This window comes from Amazonocrinis nigriterrae CENA67 (assembly GCF_016056305.1).
GTDB classification, from domain to species: Bacteria; Cyanobacteriota; Cyanobacteriia; order Cyanobacteriales; family Nostocaceae; genus Amazonocrinis; species Amazonocrinis nigriterrae.
The window spans coordinates 1-20149 of the sequence record NZ_JAECZC010000008.1 but is presented as its reverse complement, the minus strand read 5'-3'; the positions used below and the strand labels follow the sequence as shown (position 1 = coordinate 20149).

The 20149-nt window shown below is 40.1% G+C and carries 13 protein-coding genes; 4 read left to right on the top strand and 9 right to left on the bottom strand.

Annotated features, from left to right (window positions below; translation table 11 throughout):
• Positions 1-25: 25 nt before the first annotated feature.
• The gene (locus tag I8748_RS06665; protein WP_198123868.1) at positions 26-943 is read right to left on the bottom strand and encodes a YihY/virulence factor BrkB family protein; all 918 of its coding nucleotides are present in this window, start codon (positions 941-943) and stop codon (positions 26-28) included.
• Between the two features lie 483 nt (positions 944-1426).
• Entirely contained in the window at positions 1427-1663 is a 237-nt protein-coding gene (locus I8748_RS06660) for a hypothetical protein (protein ID WP_198123867.1), read from the bottom strand.
• Between the two features lie 476 nt (positions 1664-2139).
• Here I8748_RS06660 and I8748_RS06655 point away from each other — a divergent pair, with 476 nt between their 5' ends.
• Positions 2140-2811 (top strand): carbonic anhydrase, encoded by a 672-nt coding sequence (locus I8748_RS06655; protein WP_198123866.1) that lies wholly within the window; start codon positions 2140-2142, stop codon positions 2809-2811.
• 244 nt (positions 2812-3055) lie between these two features.
• On the top strand, positions 3056-3748 hold the full coding sequence (locus I8748_RS06650) for a GFA family protein (RefSeq protein ID WP_225896334.1): 693 nt from the start codon (positions 3056-3058) through the stop codon (positions 3746-3748).
• A 553-nt stretch (positions 3749-4301) separates the two neighbouring features.
• On the opposite strand, the gene I8748_RS06645 is transcribed toward I8748_RS06650, so the two are convergent.
• The 4 genes from I8748_RS06645 to I8748_RS06630 form a co-directional block, all read right to left on the bottom strand.
• On the bottom strand, positions 4302-5369 hold the full coding sequence (locus I8748_RS06645; RefSeq protein ID WP_198123865.1) for a DMT family transporter: 1068 nt from the start codon (positions 5367-5369) through the stop codon (positions 4302-4304).
• Between the two features lie 725 nt (positions 5370-6094).
• Complete coding sequence (locus I8748_RS06640; protein ID WP_198123864.1) at positions 6095-12178, bottom strand: hybrid sensor histidine kinase/response regulator; 6084 nt, start codon at positions 12176-12178, stop codon at positions 6095-6097.
• A gap of 696 nt (positions 12179-12874) precedes the next feature.
• Positions 12875-13903, bottom strand: a complete 1029-nt coding sequence (gene obgE / locus I8748_RS06635) for a GTPase ObgE (protein WP_198123863.1) — start codon at positions 13901-13903, stop codon at positions 12875-12877.
• Positions 13904-13973: 70 nt separating this feature from the next.
• Positions 13974-14657, bottom strand: coding sequence for a Mo-dependent nitrogenase C-terminal domain-containing protein (locus I8748_RS06630; protein ID WP_318781196.1), 684 nt, complete (start codon positions 14655-14657; stop codon positions 13974-13976).
• A gap of 294 nt (positions 14658-14951) precedes the next feature.
• Here I8748_RS06630 and I8748_RS06625 point away from each other — a divergent pair, with 294 nt between their 5' ends.
• On the top strand, positions 14952-15563 hold the full coding sequence (locus tag I8748_RS06625) for a metal-binding protein (RefSeq protein WP_198123861.1): 612 nt from the start codon (positions 14952-14954) through the stop codon (positions 15561-15563).
• Positions 15564-15682: 119 nt separating this feature from the next.
• On the opposite strand, the gene I8748_RS06620 is transcribed toward I8748_RS06625, so the two are convergent.
• Together I8748_RS06620 and I8748_RS06615 are read right to left on the bottom strand one after the other, a co-directional pair.
• Complete coding sequence (locus I8748_RS06620; RefSeq protein ID WP_198123860.1) at positions 15683-16354, bottom strand: response regulator transcription factor; 672 nt, start codon at positions 16352-16354, stop codon at positions 15683-15685.
• A 1-nt stretch (position 16355) separates the two neighbouring features.
• Positions 16356-17456, bottom strand: coding sequence for a sensor histidine kinase (locus I8748_RS06615; RefSeq protein WP_198123859.1), 1101 nt, complete (start codon positions 17454-17456; stop codon positions 16356-16358).
• Between the two features lie 517 nt (positions 17457-17973).
• Between I8748_RS06615 and kdpA the strand changes: the two genes are divergently transcribed.
• On the top strand, positions 17974-19719 hold the full coding sequence (gene kdpA, locus I8748_RS06610) for a potassium-transporting ATPase subunit KdpA (RefSeq protein ID WP_198123858.1): 1746 nt from the start codon (positions 17974-17976) through the stop codon (positions 19717-19719).
• A 92-nt stretch (positions 19720-19811) separates the two neighbouring features.
• Here the strand turns inward: kdpA and I8748_RS06605 are convergent, their stop codons facing one another.
• Positions 19812-20060, bottom strand: coding sequence for a hypothetical protein (locus I8748_RS06605; protein ID WP_198123857.1), 249 nt, complete (start codon positions 20058-20060; stop codon positions 19812-19814).
• Between the last annotated feature and the right edge of the window lie 89 nt (positions 20061-20149).

Below are 20149 nucleotides of genomic sequence, written 5' to 3'. Positions count from 1 at the left end.
TTATTCTCTTAGTTCACCCATCTCCCTATCTCCCTATCTCCCTATCTCCCCTGCTCCCCCTACTCTCTCCCCTGACAGGCATAGCATTCTTATTTGGTGTGATGCCACTGCCGTATTTTCTAGCGTAAACCTGGGTAAACTCCGCGCCAAAAAAAAGAATTTGAGCAGCGTAGTAAACCCAAGCGAGGATAACTACCAGTGAACCAGCAGCGCCATAGGCTGAACTAAAACTGCTGTTACCTAAATACTGTCCTAACAAAAATCTACCGATAGAAAACAACACTGAGGTGATAATAGCTCCAATTGAAACATCACTCCAAGTTATTTTGACATCTGGTAGTACTTTAAAAATTAGTGCGAACAGCACCGTGGTGATACCAAAAGAGAGAAGAAAACTGACTATCTGCCAAAGGGAATCAACACCCGGTAGCAAGTTACTAAAATATGTGACCAATGCTGATAATACTGCGCTAATTACTAAGGATACCAAAAGTAAAAAGCCAATACCTAGCACCATCGCAAACGATAAAAAGCGTTGACGAATTATATTAATAAAACCTCGTCCTGGTTTTGGCTTGACTTCCCAAATCGTGTTGAGGGAATCTTGCAATTCTGTAAATAAACCAGTTGCACCCAATAACAAAAGTAGAATACTAATAACAGAAGCTATAGTGCCTGTTTGTGGTTTGTTGGCATTTTTGATGGCTGTTTCGATAAATATTGCACCATCCGTACCAACTAAACCTTGAATTTGTCGAAAAATTTCACCTCTTGCTGCTTCCTCTCCAAATACTGCTCCTGCGATCGCAATTACGATGATTAGCAAAGGAGCGATAGAAAAAACTGTGTAATAAGCTAATGCTGCTGCTAACCGTGAGGCTTTATCCTCGTTCCATTCTTTAAACGTCTCCTGAAACAACCTCCAAATCCCTCGCCGAGTCATCTCATCAGTCTCCTTTTCGCAGGTAGTAGTTTTCTTCCTGCTATATTTGATACTGATTTTCTCGAAAATCACATCTTCCTAAAGGTTTTTGGCAAGATTCCTTGAGGAGGAAATCATTGAAAATTGGGAATTGGGAATTGGGAATTGGGAATTGGTGAGCCAGCGCGGTGAGGCAGTACGGTCTTGGGGTCTCCCCAAGTGGAGTAACTGCCGAACCCGTAAGGGTCTTGGGGGTTCTCCCCCAATCCCCACTCACGAGCGGTCGTGGGGGCCCCGAGTCCCCCATGAGCGACTGGCGATCTCAAGAGCGTTAGCGACGGAAAGCGTAGCGTCTCCCCTTGGGAGAAGGAGCGTCACCCGAAGGGGAATTAGGAATTGGGAATTGGGCATGGAAAATTGTTATTAGTTCTTTCTCCCCATCCCCTCTGCTCCCCTGCTCCCCTGCTCCCCTGCTCCCCTGCTCCCTCTGCTCCCTTTAGTCTTTTAAATCACAGCTTCATCACGCTGGCAATCAAAAACAACCACGTATGTTGCGTTGGGTGTCCTTTGACGTAGATGCTGCATGTAACCATCTGCATCAGAGCGACTACGAAAACGAGCAATAATTTCCCGTTGTGCGTCAGGAAGTAAACGCGCAACTGCCCAAGAATGAAGGCGCTCTTTGTAAGCGATCGCCTGATTTTCTGAGTTTGAAGCTTTGTAATCGGTATTTTGTGGCATGATTATGTTATCCGTATTAACTTTCTCGTAAGGCGTTACTGATTCTCCTGGCAGGGATGCACTAACGCCTTTTTTAGTATGCTGCCACCTTGTTATTCGATTATTAAAAAATTGTCAATAGTGAGTGCTACATTTCAGACAAACACCCGTTGCAATTTCCAGTTAGCTACAAACCTCAAAGCCTTAATTAGCAACTAATAAAGGGAAAATAAACCCAAATTAAAAAAATCTGGCAAGTCTTGAACTCTATTGTTTGTATCAGTAAGTACAAGTAGAGCTAGTATAGGCGATCGCCTTTACACCCATACAAAATTTAGATAATTGTTGATGTTTCATAAGATACAAAAATATTTAAATTTTTGTATAAAAAATCAACCATCTGTAAGACAAAGAGAACTAATTATAAAGAAATTCATATTCTTAAACCAAAAAATATAGAACAGCTAAAATATTTATGAGAAGCTCTATCAAGTTTGATGAAATATAACAGCATTGAACAACTACTCAGAAATAATCAGGCTTGGGTTGCAGAAAAACTGGCTATAGACCCGAATTACTTTGAAGAATTATCCACCGGACAAACACCACCTTTTCTCTACATCGGATGTTCTGATAGTCGTCTGCCCTTGACAAACTTTACTCGTACAGAACCAGGAGAATTATTTGTACATCGAAATATTGCTAATCAAGTTTCTCTGACAGATATTAACTTTTTAGCCGTTTTAGAATACGCTATCTTGCATCTTGAAGTGAAACATATTATTGTTTGTGGTCACTACGATTGTGGTGGGATTAAGGCAGCTTTAGAATGGAGAACCATCGGAATTATTGATAACTGGGTAAACCCGATTCGGGAACTATATCTACAAAAGCGAGAAGAAATTGATGCCTTGCCAACAAGAGAAGAACGTCTGAATCATTTGGCAGAAATCAATGTTGTAGCCCAAGTGAAAAATCTTTACCAAACTTCTATGATGCGTCAGGCACTCTATCACAAGAAAGCGCCACTCGTTCATGGCTGGGTGCTGGATATCCGCAGTGGGTTAATTAAAGATTTGAATGTCTCAACTTTGCAATGGGAATTACACCCATGCCCCTTGCTTTTGGAGTTTCGACTCTACTCTATGTTAAAAAATGAGAATTCGTAAAGACTAACATAGATACAGCAGAGCATCGCATCTTAGGGAACTCTTACAGTAAATTATTCTGCTTGAGATTGTTGACTGTTGAACGCCAGTCGCTACAACGGAGGGAACCTCCGCAACGCGCTGGCTCCTGATGACTGATAACTAATGACAGTATCAGCCATCACAATAATATATGCAACTTTTATGTGAAATAGCTGATAATTTTCTTGATCTTTCTCATTAACCATCTCAAAAGGTGCGAGACATGTCAAATATACAACATGAATCCTGCGCTGTGGAAAAGGCAATTTTAAAACGCTTTAATCGTCAATCTCTACTCTCCAACGACAATTCAAATTGGAGCGGTATCCGGTTCCAATTCACTCATAGTAAGAGTGCAAGTGCATTGTCAGAGGAGATTGTCTTTCCAGAGAATGCAATTCATATTTATACAGATATACCATCTGGGTACGTTGTTGAAGCACGAATTAATGGACAGTTGCAAAAAAGCTCAGTGGTTACTGGTCATAGTCTAATCATTTCTGTCCGCTACGAATGTTCAGCCCAACCTATTGCAACGGGAAATTGCCACTGTCGTGATTGTCAACGGGCAACAGGAAGTGCTTATGCCTCTGCGCTTCTCGTACCCCAAAGTGCAGTCACCATCACTGGAGAAGTGAAATACTATAACGTAATTGGTGATAGCGGCGGTCTTGTTGGTCGAGGCTTTTGCCCAAACTGCGGTTCCCTATTATTTAGCAAACCCCCGATTCCTGAGATGATGGGCATTTTGGCAGGAAGTCTCGATGACCCTAGCTGGTTCCAACCATCTATGGACTTATACACAGCCAGCGCCCAGCCGTGGGATTACATGAATCCGGATCTACCCAAATTCGCCAAGATGCCGTTGATGGAACAAAATAGCGCATCAGATACTAGCGAACAACTCAAAACCTAATACCATTTTGGATTTTGCGAAAAGTTGCGTGCGGTGAGCAGTCCGTTCGGTCGCCAGACTTGAAGGAACTGCGAACCCGTACTGCAAAGCAGAACCCGAAGGGTAGGGAGGTTCCCCCCGTTGAGCAAACTTTTCAAGACGGATTTTAGATTTTAGATTTTAGATTGTGAAAAAGTTAGTGGCTAAGCTTTTGGGCAATCCATCTGTCGCCATGAATTTTCAAATTGGTATAGCAAAGTGCGCTCGTGCTGTAGACGCTTGGTGCGGCTACTCTTCTCCTTCGGAGACGCTCTTGCTAGCTTGCTTAAGCGTAGGGGTACGAGAACGCCTAACGGCGAACCCGCTATCTTGGAGCCACTGCGGTGAGTTATACTATTTCACTAAATTAATGATACAAATAATTTCTCCCCTGCTCCCCATCGCCCCTAATCCCCAACGCCACATGCTCCACTTGGGGAAACCCCAAGACCGCAGTGGCTCCTCCCTTTCGGTCGTGGGGGCCCCGAGTTCCCCATCGCCCCTGCTTTGAAAGCTCCCCATCTCCTTCACCTAATTAAGGTAAAACTTCTGGCTCAGATTCTCTTACCGATAAGTTTACAGGGTTTAACTTGTTAGCAGATGCTTCTAAAACTTGTGGCTGTGTGGTAATTTTTTCCGTCACAGTCACGATGTTTTTGTGCCCTGCCAAAGTGTCGCGCTGGTTGATGAGATAGATACTAACTAAAGTCAAACAAACTCCCAGCCATTGCAAGGGACTGAGAACTTCCGAGAGTAAGAGATTGCCAAATAGCAGGGCAAAAACAGGCGTCAGAAAGGTAAGAGAACTGAGACTAGTGAGACTCCCAGTAGAAGCAAAGTAGAAAAATAACCCATAAGCGATCGCACTACCAAACACTGTGGCATAACCCAAAGCCAGCCAATCAGAGGGTAAAAGATTCTGCCACTGTTGGGATTCGACAACCGATGAAATTCCCCATAACGGCAATCCACCTAAAATCATGTGCCATCCCGTAGCTGTTACTGCATCCACATGACGAGTGACAAACCGAATTAACACTGTTCCCACTGCCATAGAAAGCGCTGCTAACAGCATTAACCACTCGCCACTGGCAAACAAATTTTGCCAATTACCGATTGTGATATCTACACCTGAGTCAAAAAAATGGAAAATCCACTCATCCGGTAAGCCAATCAAACTAATCCCCGTGACTCCAAATCCTAGCCCTAGCCATCCCCAAAAACCTATGTGTTCCTGAAATAACCACAACGACAGCAAGGCCACAGCCAACGGTTGGGAGTCAATCATCACAGACCCTAACCCGGCACTAGTTCTAACTAACCCCTCTGCCAAAAAGCCTTGAAACAGTGTCCCATCTACCAACGCAAATAAAGCAATCCACAGCCATGCTGTCCAACCTTTCGGTTGGGGTCTACCCGTGAGTGCTGCTGTAATCAAAATTAATACCCCAGCTGGTAGCAAACGTACACCTGCCATGAATAGCGGTGTGGTGTGGGGTATTACTCCTTTCATTGCCACCATTGCTGTACCCCACAGGAAAAATGGAGCTATTAGCACTAGGGGGGCGAAGGGAAATCGAAATGCACTGAGTTTCAGCTGCATGGGTTTGCTGATGCCTTTGTTTAACAAGAGCAGAGATTGCTTTAACTAATTTTACCGAATTGTGTCTTTTTGTAAATGAAAGCATACTTGTTAACGAGTTGAGTCGAGGGAGGCTATTAGCCTCGCCCCTCCGTATAATCTGGATTTACGTTGGCTCCAAATATATGCAGGGCAAACGCATCTAAATGTTGAGGCCTAATGACATAAATTCCTTCGTGTTGATTTCATTTGGTATATTCATCGTGGGTTGTAGAATGTCGTACCCGCTAGTAGGTCAAAAGCTAGGAGAATAAGCGCAGCCGCCAGTACGAGCGTTGCTAGCAGTAGCAACCCGGAAGCATTTGCGATCGCCAGTAGTCCCACTTCAGAATTTAAAACAAGAAAGTGGGCGATGAGTGGGAAAAGTCAAGCCAGTTGCTTAGAGGGGTTTGCCGACTTAGGCTTTCCTGAAGTGTGAGCGCTGGCTTTTGACGAGCTGTTAGCGATCGCGAGTACTCAGGTGTTCGCAGGAATGTCACTTTTTAAGACAGACTAGGGCGTGTTTTCAAAAAGGTTTTGGTTGATTCCAAAACCAGCTAACCACAGCAGTGGGTTGTAGATTATTCGATTCTGGGTACGCCAACTGGCATAACACAATGGACACCAGGCTTGATACAAGCGCAGAAAACTCAACTCAAAGGTCAAACTTGCCCATTTTAAGGGTGACAAATTAGTCAAATCTCGACTTATAAAGGCTCAAAATAGTTTTTGAGAAATGCCAATATTTGTTTTACTTTAAAACCTTTAGCTAGTTGATATAAATGACGAGCAAAAGGCTGTAATTCATCAGCCATTTCTTGTAGTTTGACAGATCGTTCAGTAATGCTTTTTAAATCACCTCGCATAGCCAAATCTAATAAAATTGCTAGTTCCCTTGCTGAAGGAGGCACAATAGAAGTCGAATCTACCAAATTTAAAGTATTAGTCAAAGTTTCATTTTCATTATTAATATTGCTTGCCTTACCTTGATCTTCGTAAACCCATTCCAGTCCCAAATGAACCTGTAATTTTTCTAAAATTTCTCCTTTTTGAATTGGTTTCGGTAGAAAATCATCACACCCCACTCTGCGACTTTCTTGTTGATTAAATTCAAAAATACTAGCTGATACAGCAATCACTATTACTTTCTTCAAGTTTTGTAAGACTCTGAGGCGGCGGGTAGCTTCAAATCCATCCATTCCTGCCATTACTAAGTCCATAAAAATCAAGTCTGGCTGAAACTCAGGAACCTTTTGAAGACAATCTAACCCATCAGTTGCTTCTGCAATTTCAAAACCTATAGGCTCTAAGATATTAATTAATACAGAGCGATTTTCCCATTTATCATCTACCACTAAAATTTTGCGTTTAGCGCCTGAAAAACCAATTATTTTTTTAATTTCTTTAATTTTATTATTATTTGAGTGTTGTAGAACTTCTAGTAATTCCAAATCTAGGGAAAAAACGCTACCCTTACCTAATTCACTCGTGACATATAACTCACTTCCCATCATCTGTACTAATTGGCGACTAATAGTCAAACCCAATCCAGTTCCTTCTGTTTTCAGGCTATCTTCACCTACTTGCTTAAAAGGTAAAAATATTTCTTCTAATTGTTCTGGAGCAATACCAATTCCTGTATCTTCTATTTGAAATCGAATTTTTAAATTTGATAATTTATCTGCTATTCTCTCCTTATTTATTACCCAGTTTCCATCCTGATTTACATAGCCTACCTTAAAAGTAACACTACCTTTTTTTGTAAACTTAACTGCATTACTTAGTAAATTAATTAGAACTTGACGTAAGCGTTTTTCATCAGCACAAATTAGACTAGGTAGTGGATATAAAGGTTGATAAATTAAACTGATACCCTTATGTTGCGCTCGAATTCGACAAATTTCTACTGTTCCTTCTAAAAAAGCTAAAAAATTAAACTCTTGTAAGTAAAGCTCCATTTTTTTAGCTTCTATTTTAGAAATGTCTAAAATATCATTAATTAGTGTTAGCAAATGTTCACCACATTGATGAATAATATTTATGCCATTTTTTTGTTTAGGAGTTAAAGATGTATCTGTCTGAAATATTTGAGTGTAACCCAAAATACCATTAAGTGGGGTTCTCAGTTCATGGCTCATGTTAGCAAGAAATTCACTTTTAGTACGGTTGGCTGATGCGGCTATTTCTTCAGCTTTTTGCCGTTCGCTAATTTCTTGTTGTAATTGTAAATTTTTATCTTGTAATTCAATAGTGCGCTCTTTAACTTTGATTTCTAATGTCCGATTAGATTCTTCTAACTCATTATATAGACGAGCATTCTCTAGGGAAATTGCAGCTTGTGATGATAAAAGTTGTAAAATTTCTAATCGTTCTGGTGTAAATGCTCCAGCAATCAATTTATTTTCTAAATAAAGAATACCAATCACCTTCCCTTGATGAATAATCGGGCTACATAAAATAGATTTTGGTTGATGCTGAGTAATATAGTTATCCGTCGTAAATCCTCCCTCATAGGTAGCATCGTTGAGTACAATATTCTCCCTAGTCTGATATACATAATTAATTATATATATAGGTAATTGCTTACTAGACTCTACAGGTATTGATTGCTGCACATGGATTTCAGTTTGGGCAAAGCTACCTGAAGCTTCTATAAATAAACCACCTGCTCTCTCTAAAATTAAAAATCCTGTTTCTGCACCAGCATTTTCCAGCAAAATTTGCATCAACTTAGATAGTAATTTGTGGAAAATAATTTCACCAGAAAGAGCTTGTGAAGCTTTGATAACTGTTGCTAAATCAAAAGACTTGCTAATACTTGTATTTGCCGAGTAAAAAAGTTGGTTTTTTTTAAAATTGTGCGTTCTTTGCTCCAACAATGGGACAAAAATTTGTGGATATTTTGTTTCTAACTCTCTAAGCTTTGCTATTGCTCCCCATTTACTATATCCATAATAAGCATCAACCAGGTAAGTCTGAGCTACCTTTTCTCTACCACACTCAAGATAAAACTTTGCTGCTAGTTCGTTGGCAAGAGCTTCTTCCTGAATGTATCCTTGCTCTTTAGCTCCAGCAATGGCTCGGTCATAGTATTCCATTGCTTGCCAATATTGACCTAAAATTCGTGCTTTCTCTGCTTCTACCAGATCATATTTATGCTGAAAATTCATGGGTGCATAGTCTGCCCATTTTTGCATTTTTTGTTGATTAATTTTTACCTTATCTAGAAGAAGTTTTTGATTTGCGGATGAATTCGCTGGATAGATTGCCAGTTGTGCTAGAGAATCGTAGAAATGAAATAAAGGCACAGTTAACCAGCCTGTTACTCCATCTAAATACTGTTGAGCTTGTAGCGAATTTTCGACAGCTAGAGTGAACTCACCAAATAAATAACATAAAATTAGTTTATTAAGAAATACATAATGAATTACTGTTCGCTCATTTGATTGGATGTGCAGTGTCAATAATTGCTCCTCATTATAATATTTACCTATTAAACAGTAAGGTTTTTCGGACAATCCTCTTAAATTTAAAACTGTTTGATGAAATACTTGATGCCATTTCAGGGCAGTCTCTTGATGAATTTCAGAAATTGCCTTACTATATTTTGCCATTTCTCGTTCTAAGCTATTTAATTCCGAACCACTCCAGTAGGAATATTGACATTTATTACTTGCTGAATATCCAGCATGTGCTAAATCCCCAGCTTCTAATCCACTAAAATAAGCATCTTCTAAAAGTGGTAAAGTTTCTTTCACATGATATTTCCAATGAATAATCAAAGTTGCTACTTTAAACAAAACTTGGCTTCTAACTTCAACAGCATCTAAACGCTCTAATAAATTTAATGCTAGTTGCCCAATTTGATGAGCAGCTTCAATATCTTGTGATAATCCGCTAAAAACTACTCCATAATCAGCAAAACCGCTAGCTGAAAACAGCGTATTTCCATATTGAATAGATAAATTTACTTGTTGACAAGCCATCAAAATAAATAATGCAGGTGAAGATTGATAAGCAGCAGGAATTAAACTTGCTATTAACCTCATAGCTGCTAGTTTATGAGTATCTGTCATTGGAGGCAAATTAATTAAATCTTCTATAGCTTTACCTGATAAATTGCTTGTGGTTTCTTTAATAGCTTTTTGAATATCTAACGAAGTTGGTGATTGCTTCAGTTTTACTCCCAACATTTCCAGAACTTGTAGACCAAGCCGCACTGCTTCAATTAGTTTTCTTTGTACTTCAAAACTTTTGATACACAGTTCATAAACTTTCACTTTTTCCAGTTGCGTTTTAGCTTGTTGCAATACTATTTGAGCTAATACCTCCATTTGTTCAAAGTCACCGCTGAGGAATGCCGCTTCTGTTGCTTCCTCGTGCAAAGTTAATGTTAGTTCATACTGTTGATTCCAACTAGAAATTGTCAATAGGCTCAAAGCTACCTTTAAATAGCGCATGGCGGAATCATAAGCTGCTGCTGCTTTTGCCTTCTGTCCAGCTATAAGGTTGAGTTCAACTAGCTCATATTTATCCGACTCTAAAGTCAATAAATCAATGCCATAATTGAGATGATTTACTAAATCAAAGATATTTTCTTTCCGCTCTTCAACCGAAAATTTCTGGAGAAGTAATCGCCCAATCTTCAGGTGAGTTACTTTTCTCTGAATATCTGGGATCAAAGAATAAGATGCTTGTTGTACACGGTCGTGCAAAAACTTATATGCAATTGTTTGATGTTTTTGCTCTATTCTAAGTTGTTCTACCTGCTCATTAACAACTAAAGGTATTTTATAAGATGAGTCTACAGGTAAAACTAAACCTGCTTGCAAAGCTTCCCATAGTTGCTTGGCTGTTTCTGACAAAGACTTTTGATTAACAATGCTTAAAATATCTAAATTAAATTTATTACCAATACAAGCAGCTAATTTCAGAATTTCTTGTGTTGCTGGTAATAGTCTTTGAATTTGATTTATCATTAATTCAACAACATTATCAGTAATTTCAATATCTTTAATAAGTTCAATCTTCCATTGCCAGTATCCTGTATCAAAATTAAAGAATAACAAGTCTTCTTGGTAAAGAGATTTGAGTAGCTGGGTTACAAAAAATGGATTTCCTTGAGTTTTATTAAATACTAAATCAGCTAGTTCATGGCATTTTTCTAAACAAGTATGAAGTGTATCGTTAACTAATTCTTTCACATGCCAAATATCTAAAGGCTGAAGAATAATATTAGTAACATTTGCGTTTGCACCAGATTTTTGCAGTTCTTCTAGAGTTAATCTTAACGGGTGATTTGGACTTACCTCGTTATCTCGATACGCTCCTAATAGTAATAAATACTTACTCTTAGGGTCATTAATCAGCAGTTTGATAAACTTGAGAGAAGCTGCATCTGCCCACTGTAAATCATCCAAAAAAATTACCAATGGATGTTCAGCTTGAGTGAATACATTAATAAATTGTTGAAATAATCGATTAAATAGATTTTCAGCTTCACTAATTCCTAATTTTGGAATTTCAGGCTGAGAACCAATAATCTTGGCAACATCAGGAATAACATCAATAATAACTTTGCCATTGATACCCACTGCTTCTAATATTTTTGTTTTCCAGTTTGTTATTTCTCTAGCACTTTGGGTTAATAACTGTCTGATTAATTCTTGAAAAGCCTGAATTAATGAAGCATAAGGTATATTCCGTTTATATTGTTCAAACTTTCCCGAAATAAAATAACCACGCTGGCGGATAATAGGTTTATGAACTTCATTAACCAACGAAGACTTACCAATTCCAGAATAACCGCTAACTAGTATTAACTCTGTTGCTCCAGAACTAACTCGGTCAAAAGCATCCATCAATTTAATAAATTCTTGTTCTCGACCGTAAAGTTTTTGAGGAATCAAAAATTGGCTATATAAATCAAGTTGACCAACAACAAAATTTTCAACTTTACCAGTTGTTTGCAATTGGCGTAAACATAATTCTAAATCAGCTTTCAACCCCAAAGCATTTTGATATCTTTCTTCGGCAGTTTTAGCTAACAGTTTCATGACTATATCAGATACTGCTAGCGGTATTTTAGAATTTAATTTGTGAGGTGGAACTGGAATTTTAGCAATGTGTGAGTGAACTAATTCTAAATGATCCTCTGCAACAAAAGGCAGTTTGCCAGTTATCATTTCATAAAATGTTACTCCTAATGAGTAAAAATCAGTCCGATAGTCTAATGAGCGGTTCATTCTCCCAGTCTGCTCAGGTGATACATAAGCTAAATTTCCTTCTAACAAATTTAGATCAATAACTATCTGATTTTCTCTTGATAGAAATGATGCCAGACTAAAATCGATAATTTTTGTTTGGCTAGTTTTAGAATTGACTAGAATATTATGAGGTTGGATATCTTTATGAATAATATTATTTTGGTGTAACTGATATAATGTCGTAGCTAATTGAATAGCAATTTGCAAAAAATTGTTTAACTCTAACTTGTGTGTACTAATAATATCTGAAAGTATTTCTCCCTCAAAATCTTGCAAGATAAGTGCTATACCATTCTGTGTGTTTTCTAAGGCTAGAGGTTGAATGATTCCTTCTATTTGCAGAGATTGCAGTATTTGATACTCGTGCCTGATATGAGCAATTTGTTTTATGCTGGGATACTCAGCTTTTGGAGTTTTGATAATTACTGGGGTTTCTTGTGATTCTTTAAAAGCCCCGTAGATATAAGTATCTATACCATCAAAAATAACTTTGATGAGGTGATAATCGCCAAGGATAATACTCATGTTTATTTTGTCACTGGAGTCAACTAACTTTGAAAATTAATTGGAAAAAACTTAATTTTGGCATTCAAAGGCTTATTTATGGATGTTTAACTACTTAAAACGTAAAATAATTTCAAAATGATTCTCATAGTTTATCGCTCGTTTGTGATGTGTTAATTGTAAATAATTCTACTCACTCTAACACTATTATTTTAAAATCTTGTGATGCGAACTAGCATACACCTCAACTTTTAATTCTTGGCTTGTTGCTTTACCTTCTGGAAAGCTGTCATGAACCTATCCCATTAATACCAGCTATATGATAATCTGCTGTTGATGAAGATAAGTTGTGTCAGGGTATGGCTGGGCGATTTAAAGGGTTAAGCGACCTGGAGTGGAAGCTGTTTGAAGATATATTTCCCAAGGAGCCAGAAAAGAGAGGACAGGGAATGCCTCATGCGCCGTTTCGTCATGTACTTAACACATTGCTGTATATAATTTCTTGGGGTGTGAATTGAGACAGCTTGTAATTAGAGTCTTTGAGAATAGCAGCGAGATTCATTAGGCTTTTGATTCTATTTCAATTAGCTAAATACCGAGAAATTATAGAAATACTAAAGCCTCAAGGTAGATAGCTGAATTAGTATAGAACCAAGCTTGACATTTTGAGTCAGTTAACTGTTTTTTTTACTTGAATTAACACAACCACTGCATCAATCAGCCCAACACCTCGACTTCTTCAACAGCATTAATTTCATCCAGAATTCGCCAAATTTCCTGTAACATTGGGTCTATGCCGGTGCGGGTGACAGCGGAAATTAAGAAAACTGGGGCATAGGAAAGGTGATTTAGTTGGGTGGCTAGCGCTTCTAAATCTACTGTTTCCGTATCAACTGCATCAATTTTGTTGAGTGCGAGAATTTGCGATCGCTCACTTAAACCCCGTCCGTATGCTTGCAATTCTTGCTGAATTGTATTGTAGTCTCTAATCACATCATCACTAGTAGCATCAATTAAGTGCAACAATACCCGTGTGCGTTCGATGTGGCGTAAAAAATCATGTCCCAAACCTGCACCTTGGGCAGCACCTTCAATTAAACCGGGAATATCTGCAAAAACTGTACCATCACCAGTGGGTTTCCGCACTACACCCAAATTCGGGATGAGAGTAGTGAAGGGGTAATCTGCAATTTTGGGACGTGCAGCTGATAAAGATGAAATTAAAGTGGATTTCCCTGCATTTGGTAGTCCAATAATTCCCACTTCCGCCAAAAGTTTCAACTCCAGACGCAGTAGCTTTCTTTCTCCTGGTAAACCTGGGAGGGCGTATTCTGGGGCGCGGTTACGGTTACTCAAGAAATGCTGATTTCCTAGTCCACCTTTACCACCTTCGGCAATACGCAATCTTTCTCCAGCTTTGATTAAATCACCGAGTAAAGCGTCTGTTTCAGCATCATAAACAGCCGTACCGCAGGGAACTTCGATTATTAAATCCTTGCCATTTGCCCCAGTACGGTTATTTGGGCCGCCGCGGCCACCGTTTTCGGCTTTAAACAGATGGTTATATCTGAAATCTAGCAAGGTTTGCAGGTTTTCGTCGGCAACAAAAATTACTGAACCACCACGTCCGCCATTACCACCAGAAGGGCCACCAGCGGGTACATACTTCTCGCGCCGGAAGGCGACAATACCATCTCCACCCTTACCAGCTTCTACTTCAATTTCTGCTTGATCGATAAATTGCATAGTTAGTCAGTTGTTAGTTGTTAGTTGTTAGTTGTCAGTTGTTAGTTGCTACTGACCACTGACCACTCACCTAAATATATGGTGAAACATCTTCACCACATTTATCTGCTAGATAGGAGAGGGCGCGAAAACGTAAACCTACGAGTTGTTCATATAACGGATTGATTTTACACATTGGTGGAATGTGAACAATTTTGTGTCCAAACAAAACTACATCGCGTTCAAAGGGACATTGGGAAGGAATCATTTTACATAAAAAACGGGCAACTCTGGGATCTTCGATGTCTAGCCCGTCCAGCCAGTCGCGCATGGGGCGCAGTGGGTCATATGGGTGTGCTTTGGGTAAAGCTGGGGCGGGAACGATTTGCTGTTCTTTTTGTTCTAAAGTGTGACGCAGGGTTTTGAGTATATCATCTTGCAGTTCTAAAGCTTGACAAAACTGGTGCAAGATTTCATCTTCGCTAAGAGAATATGTACCATCTGCGATCGCAATCATCACCGCTGTACGTAAGAAATTTTCCGCTGCTGGTGTACCTTTACCCAAAATTGTGGCTAATTCTTCTGGTGTAATTACTTCTAGCGATTCCCATTTTAAGCTAGGAGCTAATTCTTCCTTGGTGATACTAGCTATTGATTGCTGTTCTTGTTCATCAAAGTTTCCATCTGCCCAAGCAACAGTAAGTAATCCCCGCAACCAAGCGGCAATTTGTTCGGGGCTGTAGGTAGATTCAACGGCACTTGTCATAAAACTCACACTTCTAGCTTTCCTAAGTCAATACTAGGCTACCAACAATAAGGGAATTGGGAATTGGGAAACAATTTCTCCCTCATCTCCCTCATCCCCCAATACGGTTCGGATAAGCATTTTAAACTCACAATAGGGTTTGGGGAAAAGGTTACTGGGCTTGGGTTAAAGGTTTTTCTTCCCCTTTTCCCTTTCCCCTTTCCCCTTTAACCGAACCGTATTGCCTCATCCCCCATCCTCCTCATCTCCCCTCAAGTGAGATTATGAATTATACTCACTCGTAATCACTACTCAGGACTTAGGATGCCATCTGGCCGGACACATGATCGCATTACTTTATATGCTCTGCCACTGGTGGCGGGTGTCACTTTGTGGCAAAGTCGTAGTAGCAATGTGACTTTGCTGGTTGCAGGTGGGTTTCTGTTTGGCGGGCTGATGTTTGGCCCGGATTTGGATATTTATTCTCTGCAATACCAACGTTGGGGTTTTTTGCGTTGGATTTGGCTACCTTATCAAAGAAGTCTCCGCCATCGCTCTTTTTTATCTCACGGGCCGATTATTGGCACAACGCTACGGGTGCTTTATCTAAGTTGTTTACTAGCTGTATTGGCACTTTTCGTTTTGCTAATTGTTGCCAAGCTGTGGAATCTCACTTTTACTTGGCAAGATGTAGGTGAAAATGTCGGGCGATCGCTTACTAATTACAGTACAGAATTTCTTGCCTTATTTTTAGGTTTAGAACTCGGTGCTATGAGTCATTCTCTCAGCGATTGGAGTGGTTCGGCATACAAGCGCTTTCAAAAGCAAGGAATTCGTGGTTTACTTCCTAGTAGTAAACCTAAGAAGCGTAAAGCTACAAGTCGCCCTAGTCGTCGGTCTAAACCAAGAATTAGTAAAAGCCGTACAAAACAATAGTCTCACCTCAAGATTATACCAAGTTGCAGTCAAAGATAGTAACTTGAGGTGGGAGTAGGGAGTGGGGAGTAGGGAGTAGGAATATTTCCCCTTCCCTGTTCCCTGTTCCCCGTTCCCTTTCATTGATTTTTAATCAATTGTTTTTGCAAAGCTACAACCACAGCTTGAGTGCGATCGCTCACTTCTAATTTCTGTAAAATCGCATGAATATGCACGCGCACTGTTCCAGGTGCAATATACAGTGTATGAGCGATTTCTTGATTGGTTTTTTTGGCGGCTAACAGTGAGAGGATTTCTAGTTCACGCCCAGTTAGCGGATTGGAAGGTTTTATAATGTTTTCTGGCTCAGGTTGAGGTGGTTCGTAACTCAAGGAAGAACGAATTTCTTGGGTTGCAGTTGCATCCCACCAAGAAGCACCCGCAGCCACAGAACGCAGTGCTAAAACTAATTTTTCAGCAGCAATTCCTTTGAGACAGTAGCCTTGTGCGCCTGCTTCAATTAAGCGTGTAATCAAAGGTTTTTGCGAATGGGAAGTCAAAACTAAAATTGGCAGCAGAGGATTTTGCTGTTTAATTTGTCTACAAGCTTCGATTCCACCAATTCCTGGCAAACCCACATCTAATAACACCACATCCAGAAGATTTTGCTTGACTAACTCGATAGCTGTTTCACCATCCTCAGCCTCAGCAACAATCTCTAACCCTGGTTCTTGTTGCAATCGCACGCGCAAGCCTAGTCGGAAGAGTTCATCGTCCTCAACAAGTAGAATTTTGATTGGAGTAGAGGACATTTCAGGCAGTTACAGATTGAAATGGATAAACGGGCAATTTAAATGCAAACATCGTACCGGTTGGAACTCTGTTCTCTGCCCAAATTATACCTTTGTGAGCTTCAATAATTTGACGAGATAAATAAAGCCCCAATCCTGAACCTTTGGCTTGGCGATCGCTATGTCCTTGATAAAATCGCTCAAATAAATGAGGAAACTGTTCTGGTTGAATACCTGCACCCGTATCCAAAATCTTTACCACTTGGTAAGAAGCTTGTGGTTCTAAAACTACTTCTACCCTTGCACCGCGCCGCGAATGATTAATCGCATTCACTAAAAGATTGTTAAAAACTCGTTGCAGTTGCAGTGCGTCACCAAAAACCCACAAGGCGCTTCGCCAATCAGAATCACTATAACTAACCGACAGATGAACACGACGATTGGCAGCTAATTCAATTAAACTACTAGCTACTTCTTCGGCTAAGTTAGTTAAATCTACAGGTGCTAAGTCCAGTTTTAAGCCTTCAGTATCGTTGCGATAGACATCTAACAATGTTTCTACAAGTTGTAAAGAAGTCTTGTGACTGCGTGCCATTGTGTCCAAAACTTTTTGCTGGGTTGGTAAGACTGGGCCAAATTTTTCTTGTTGAAATGCTTTGATAGTTTCAATTGCTCCCAGCAAAGGCGTTTTTAAATCATGGGTGAGTGTAGAAGCAAAATCTTCTCTGACTTTGGCTAATTCTTCTTGAGATTCTAGCTTGGCACGGGTAAGGGCGATCGCTTCTTGGGAACGACGTAAGCGATCGCTTAACACCCCAGTAACAATCAAAGCCATTGCAGCGATCGCTCTACTGGCAGCTGTGGATGGCTTAATCACTTCACCCCCTGGTAAGAAAAGATTTAAAATTGTTAAGCATACAGCAAAAGTTGTCGCCTGAAAGTTGGCAATTTTGCCAAACCATGAGTTTGTCAATAATATTGGCCCTGTATAAAGATATCCAAACACATATTCAGTTGGTGTCTCAAACTCCATTAACATCACAGCACCAAACAGCCCCAATATGACTGCCAATCTGCTCAATTGTGAGTTTTTAGTCAGTAATTTCGTTGCAAATAAAAGCATTTAAAATATATAGCGTAGTTTTGTAGGGTGCGTTACGGACTATCGTCCGTAACGCACTGCAAATCTCTGGCGGTGTTGATGCTGGCGCGATAACACACCCTACCAGACTATCTGATTCTTTAATTATTCTGACTCCTAAATTCTGACCTTAAATTTAATTATCATAAACTATTTTTGTACAAAAATTAGCGTTTAGAAAATATATAAACGCACTAAACACTTAATATATAGCTTCATCTAAACGCTAGATATAGAAAAATAAACGCTAAATCAAGAAAAATAAGCCTATTTTTATATCTTCTATCTCTTGTTTTTGTGACCAAATCAATAGATGATACAAATAATTCCAGCAGAAATTGCTATGTACAAAAATTCAGATAATTAATTTTAATTCTCATTGCAACAGAGTATTTGATGAAATAAGAGTATTTACTTATATTGGAGTTTAATTAATACCCCTCACAAGAAATTTTGACATTCTTAATTAACAATTATGAATTAGCAATTGGTATAATTTATGCTACAAGGATGGATTCAAATAGCATTAACGCTACTAATTGTTGTAGCGTTAACTCCCTTTTTTGGGAGATATATGGCGCGTGTCTACCAAGAACAACGCACTTTCCTCGACCCAATTTTGAACCCAACTGAGCGAATACTGTACTCTTTGGTAGGTGTTGCAACTAAAGAAAATATGACAGGTTGGCAGTATGCAAGAGCTATCTTATACAGCAACATAGTCATGGGTTTGTTGATTTTCTTCATCCTCATGAGTCAAGGATGGCTACCTCTCAACCCTACCAAAATAGGTGCGCCAACTTGGGACACAGCATTACACACAACCATATCCTTTATCACCAACACCAACCAACAGCACTACTCTGGTGAAACCTACCTCAGTTATGCCAGTCAAATGTGGGGACTTGGCTATCATATGTTCACCTCAGCGGCGACTGGGTTAGCGGTAGGGATTGCCTTTATTCGCGGATTGACTGGTAGATCGTTGGGCAATTTTTATGTAGATTTAATTCGCTCAATCACGCGAATTCTGCTACCTATTTGTATTGTGGGTGGTATTGCCCTAATGGCCGCTGGTGTTCCCGAAACTTTAGCGGGGCCAGTTGTATTCCCTACTTTAGAAGATTCTAATATTAGTCAAGCGATCGCTCGCGGCCCCGTTGCCCATTTTGAAATCATCAAACAACTAGGAGAAAACGGCGGCGGCTTTTTCGCCATCAACTCAGCACATCCATTTGAAAATCCCAATGGGTTTTCTAACTTAATTCAGGTTGTGGCGATGCTGTCAATTCCCACAGCCTTGATTTACACTTACGGCTTGTTTGCCAACAACACTAAACAAGCTTGGTTAGTCTATGGCATGGTAGGCATTATTTATTTAGTTTTCATTATCATCACCGCCATTGGTGAATATAACGGCAATCCAGCAGTCAATACACTTTTGGGGAGTACACAACCAAATTTAGAAGGAAAAGAAGTTCGGTTTGGTTGGGCGCAGTCTGCATTGTTTGCTGTGAGTACAACCGGCACTATGTGCGGTGCAGTCAATAGTATGCATGACTCATTCATGCCTAACGGTGGTTTTGTCACCCTCTCAAATATGTTTTTACAAATCATTTGGGGTGGACAAGGTACAGGAACAGCTTATTTGTTTGCCTACTTAATTTTGGCAGTATTTGTTACAGGCTTGATGGTAGGACGCACACCAGAATTTCTTGGACGCAAAATCGAAAAGCGTGAGGTGGTACTTGCCAGTTTTCTGATTCTCTTAGTTCACCCCATTGCCATTATGATTCCAGCGGGAATAGCTTTAGCCTTTCCCGACCAACTAGCAGGAATCAGCAATCCAGGTTTTCACGGCTTTGCTCAAGTCATCTACGAATACGCCTCCGCTGCGGCTAATAATGGTTCGGGATTTGAAGGCTTAGGCGATTCTCAACCTTCACCTTTGGCTATTGCAACTGGCGCAAAAACCACCGCAACTGCCTTGTGGTGGAACCTCAGTGCTTGCTTCAGTCTCCTCGCCGGACGCTACATTCCTATTATCGGTTTGCTATTACTAGCAGATAGTATGTCCCGCAAACAACAAGTTCCTTTCACTGCTGGAACATTGCGAACTGACACCGGATTATTTACAGGCGTAACCGCAGGCGTAATTTTAATCCTCGGCGCACTGACATTCTTCCCAGTCCTAGCATTCGGCCCCATCGGCGAAGCTTTCTGGATTGCGAAAGGGATTGGGTAGTGTAGTTGTTAGTTGTCAGTGGTGAGTCAGTGTGGTCTTGGGGGTTTCCCCCATGAACAACTGACGAACCCGTAAGGGTCAGTTGTCAGTGGTCAAGGTCGAAATTTGAGCTTGAAAGCTGCTACTTTCAAGCTCAAAGGTGCAACTGTCAGCTTCAAAGACTCAATTTCCAAGCTTAAAGGTGCAATTGTCAGCCTCAAAGGCTCAATTTCCAAGCTTAAAGGCTCAACGTTCAGGCTTAAAGGTGCAACTTCCAAGCTTAAAGGTGCAACTTTCAGGCTCAAAGGTGCAATTTCCAAGCTCAAAAGCTCAACTGTCAGCTTCAAAAGCTCAAAAGACATTATAAATTTACAACGCAGTTTGTCCCACTAATCTCTCCCCATTTCTCCATCTCCCCCATCTTCCCCATCTCCCTCATCTCCCCCATCTC

Excerpts from the sequence above, each read along its gene's own strand:
- I8748_RS06665 (WP_198123868.1), bottom strand. The coding sequence starts at position 943 with ATGACTCGGCGAGGGATTTGGAGGTTGTTTCAGGAGACGTTTAAAGAA.
- I8748_RS06660 (WP_198123867.1), bottom strand. The coding sequence starts at position 1,663 with ATGCCACAAAATACCGATTACAAAGCTTCAAACTCAGAAAATCAGGCG.
- I8748_RS06655 (WP_198123866.1), top strand. The coding sequence starts at position 2,140 with ATGAAATATAACAGCATTGAACAACTACTCAGAAATAATCAGGCTTGG.
- I8748_RS06650 (WP_225896334.1), top strand. The coding sequence starts at position 3,056 with ATGTCAAATATACAACATGAATCCTGCGCTGTGGAAAAGGCAATTTTA.
- I8748_RS06645 (WP_198123865.1), bottom strand. The coding sequence starts at position 5,369 with ATGCAGCTGAAACTCAGTGCATTTCGATTTCCCTTCGCCCCCCTAGTG.
- I8748_RS06640 (WP_198123864.1), bottom strand. The coding sequence starts at position 12,178 with ATGAGTATTATCCTTGGCGATTATCACCTCATCAAAGTTATTTTTGAT.
- obgE (WP_198123863.1), bottom strand. The coding sequence starts at position 13,903 with ATGCAATTTATCGATCAAGCAGAAATTGAAGTAGAAGCTGGTAAGGGT.
- I8748_RS06625 (WP_198123861.1), top strand. The coding sequence starts at position 14,952 with ATGCCATCTGGCCGGACACATGATCGCATTACTTTATATGCTCTGCCA.
- I8748_RS06620 (WP_198123860.1), bottom strand. The coding sequence starts at position 16,354 with ATGTCCTCTACTCCAATCAAAATTCTACTTGTTGAGGACGATGAACTC.
- I8748_RS06615 (WP_198123859.1), bottom strand. The coding sequence starts at position 17,456 with ATGCTTTTATTTGCAACGAAATTACTGACTAAAAACTCACAATTGAGC.
- kdpA (WP_198123858.1), top strand. The coding sequence starts at position 17,974 with ATGCTACAAGGATGGATTCAAATAGCATTAACGCTACTAATTGTTGTA.
- I8748_RS06605 (WP_198123857.1), bottom strand. The coding sequence starts at position 20,060 with ATGTCTTTTGAGCTTTTGAAGCTGACAGTTGAGCTTTTGAGCTTGGAA.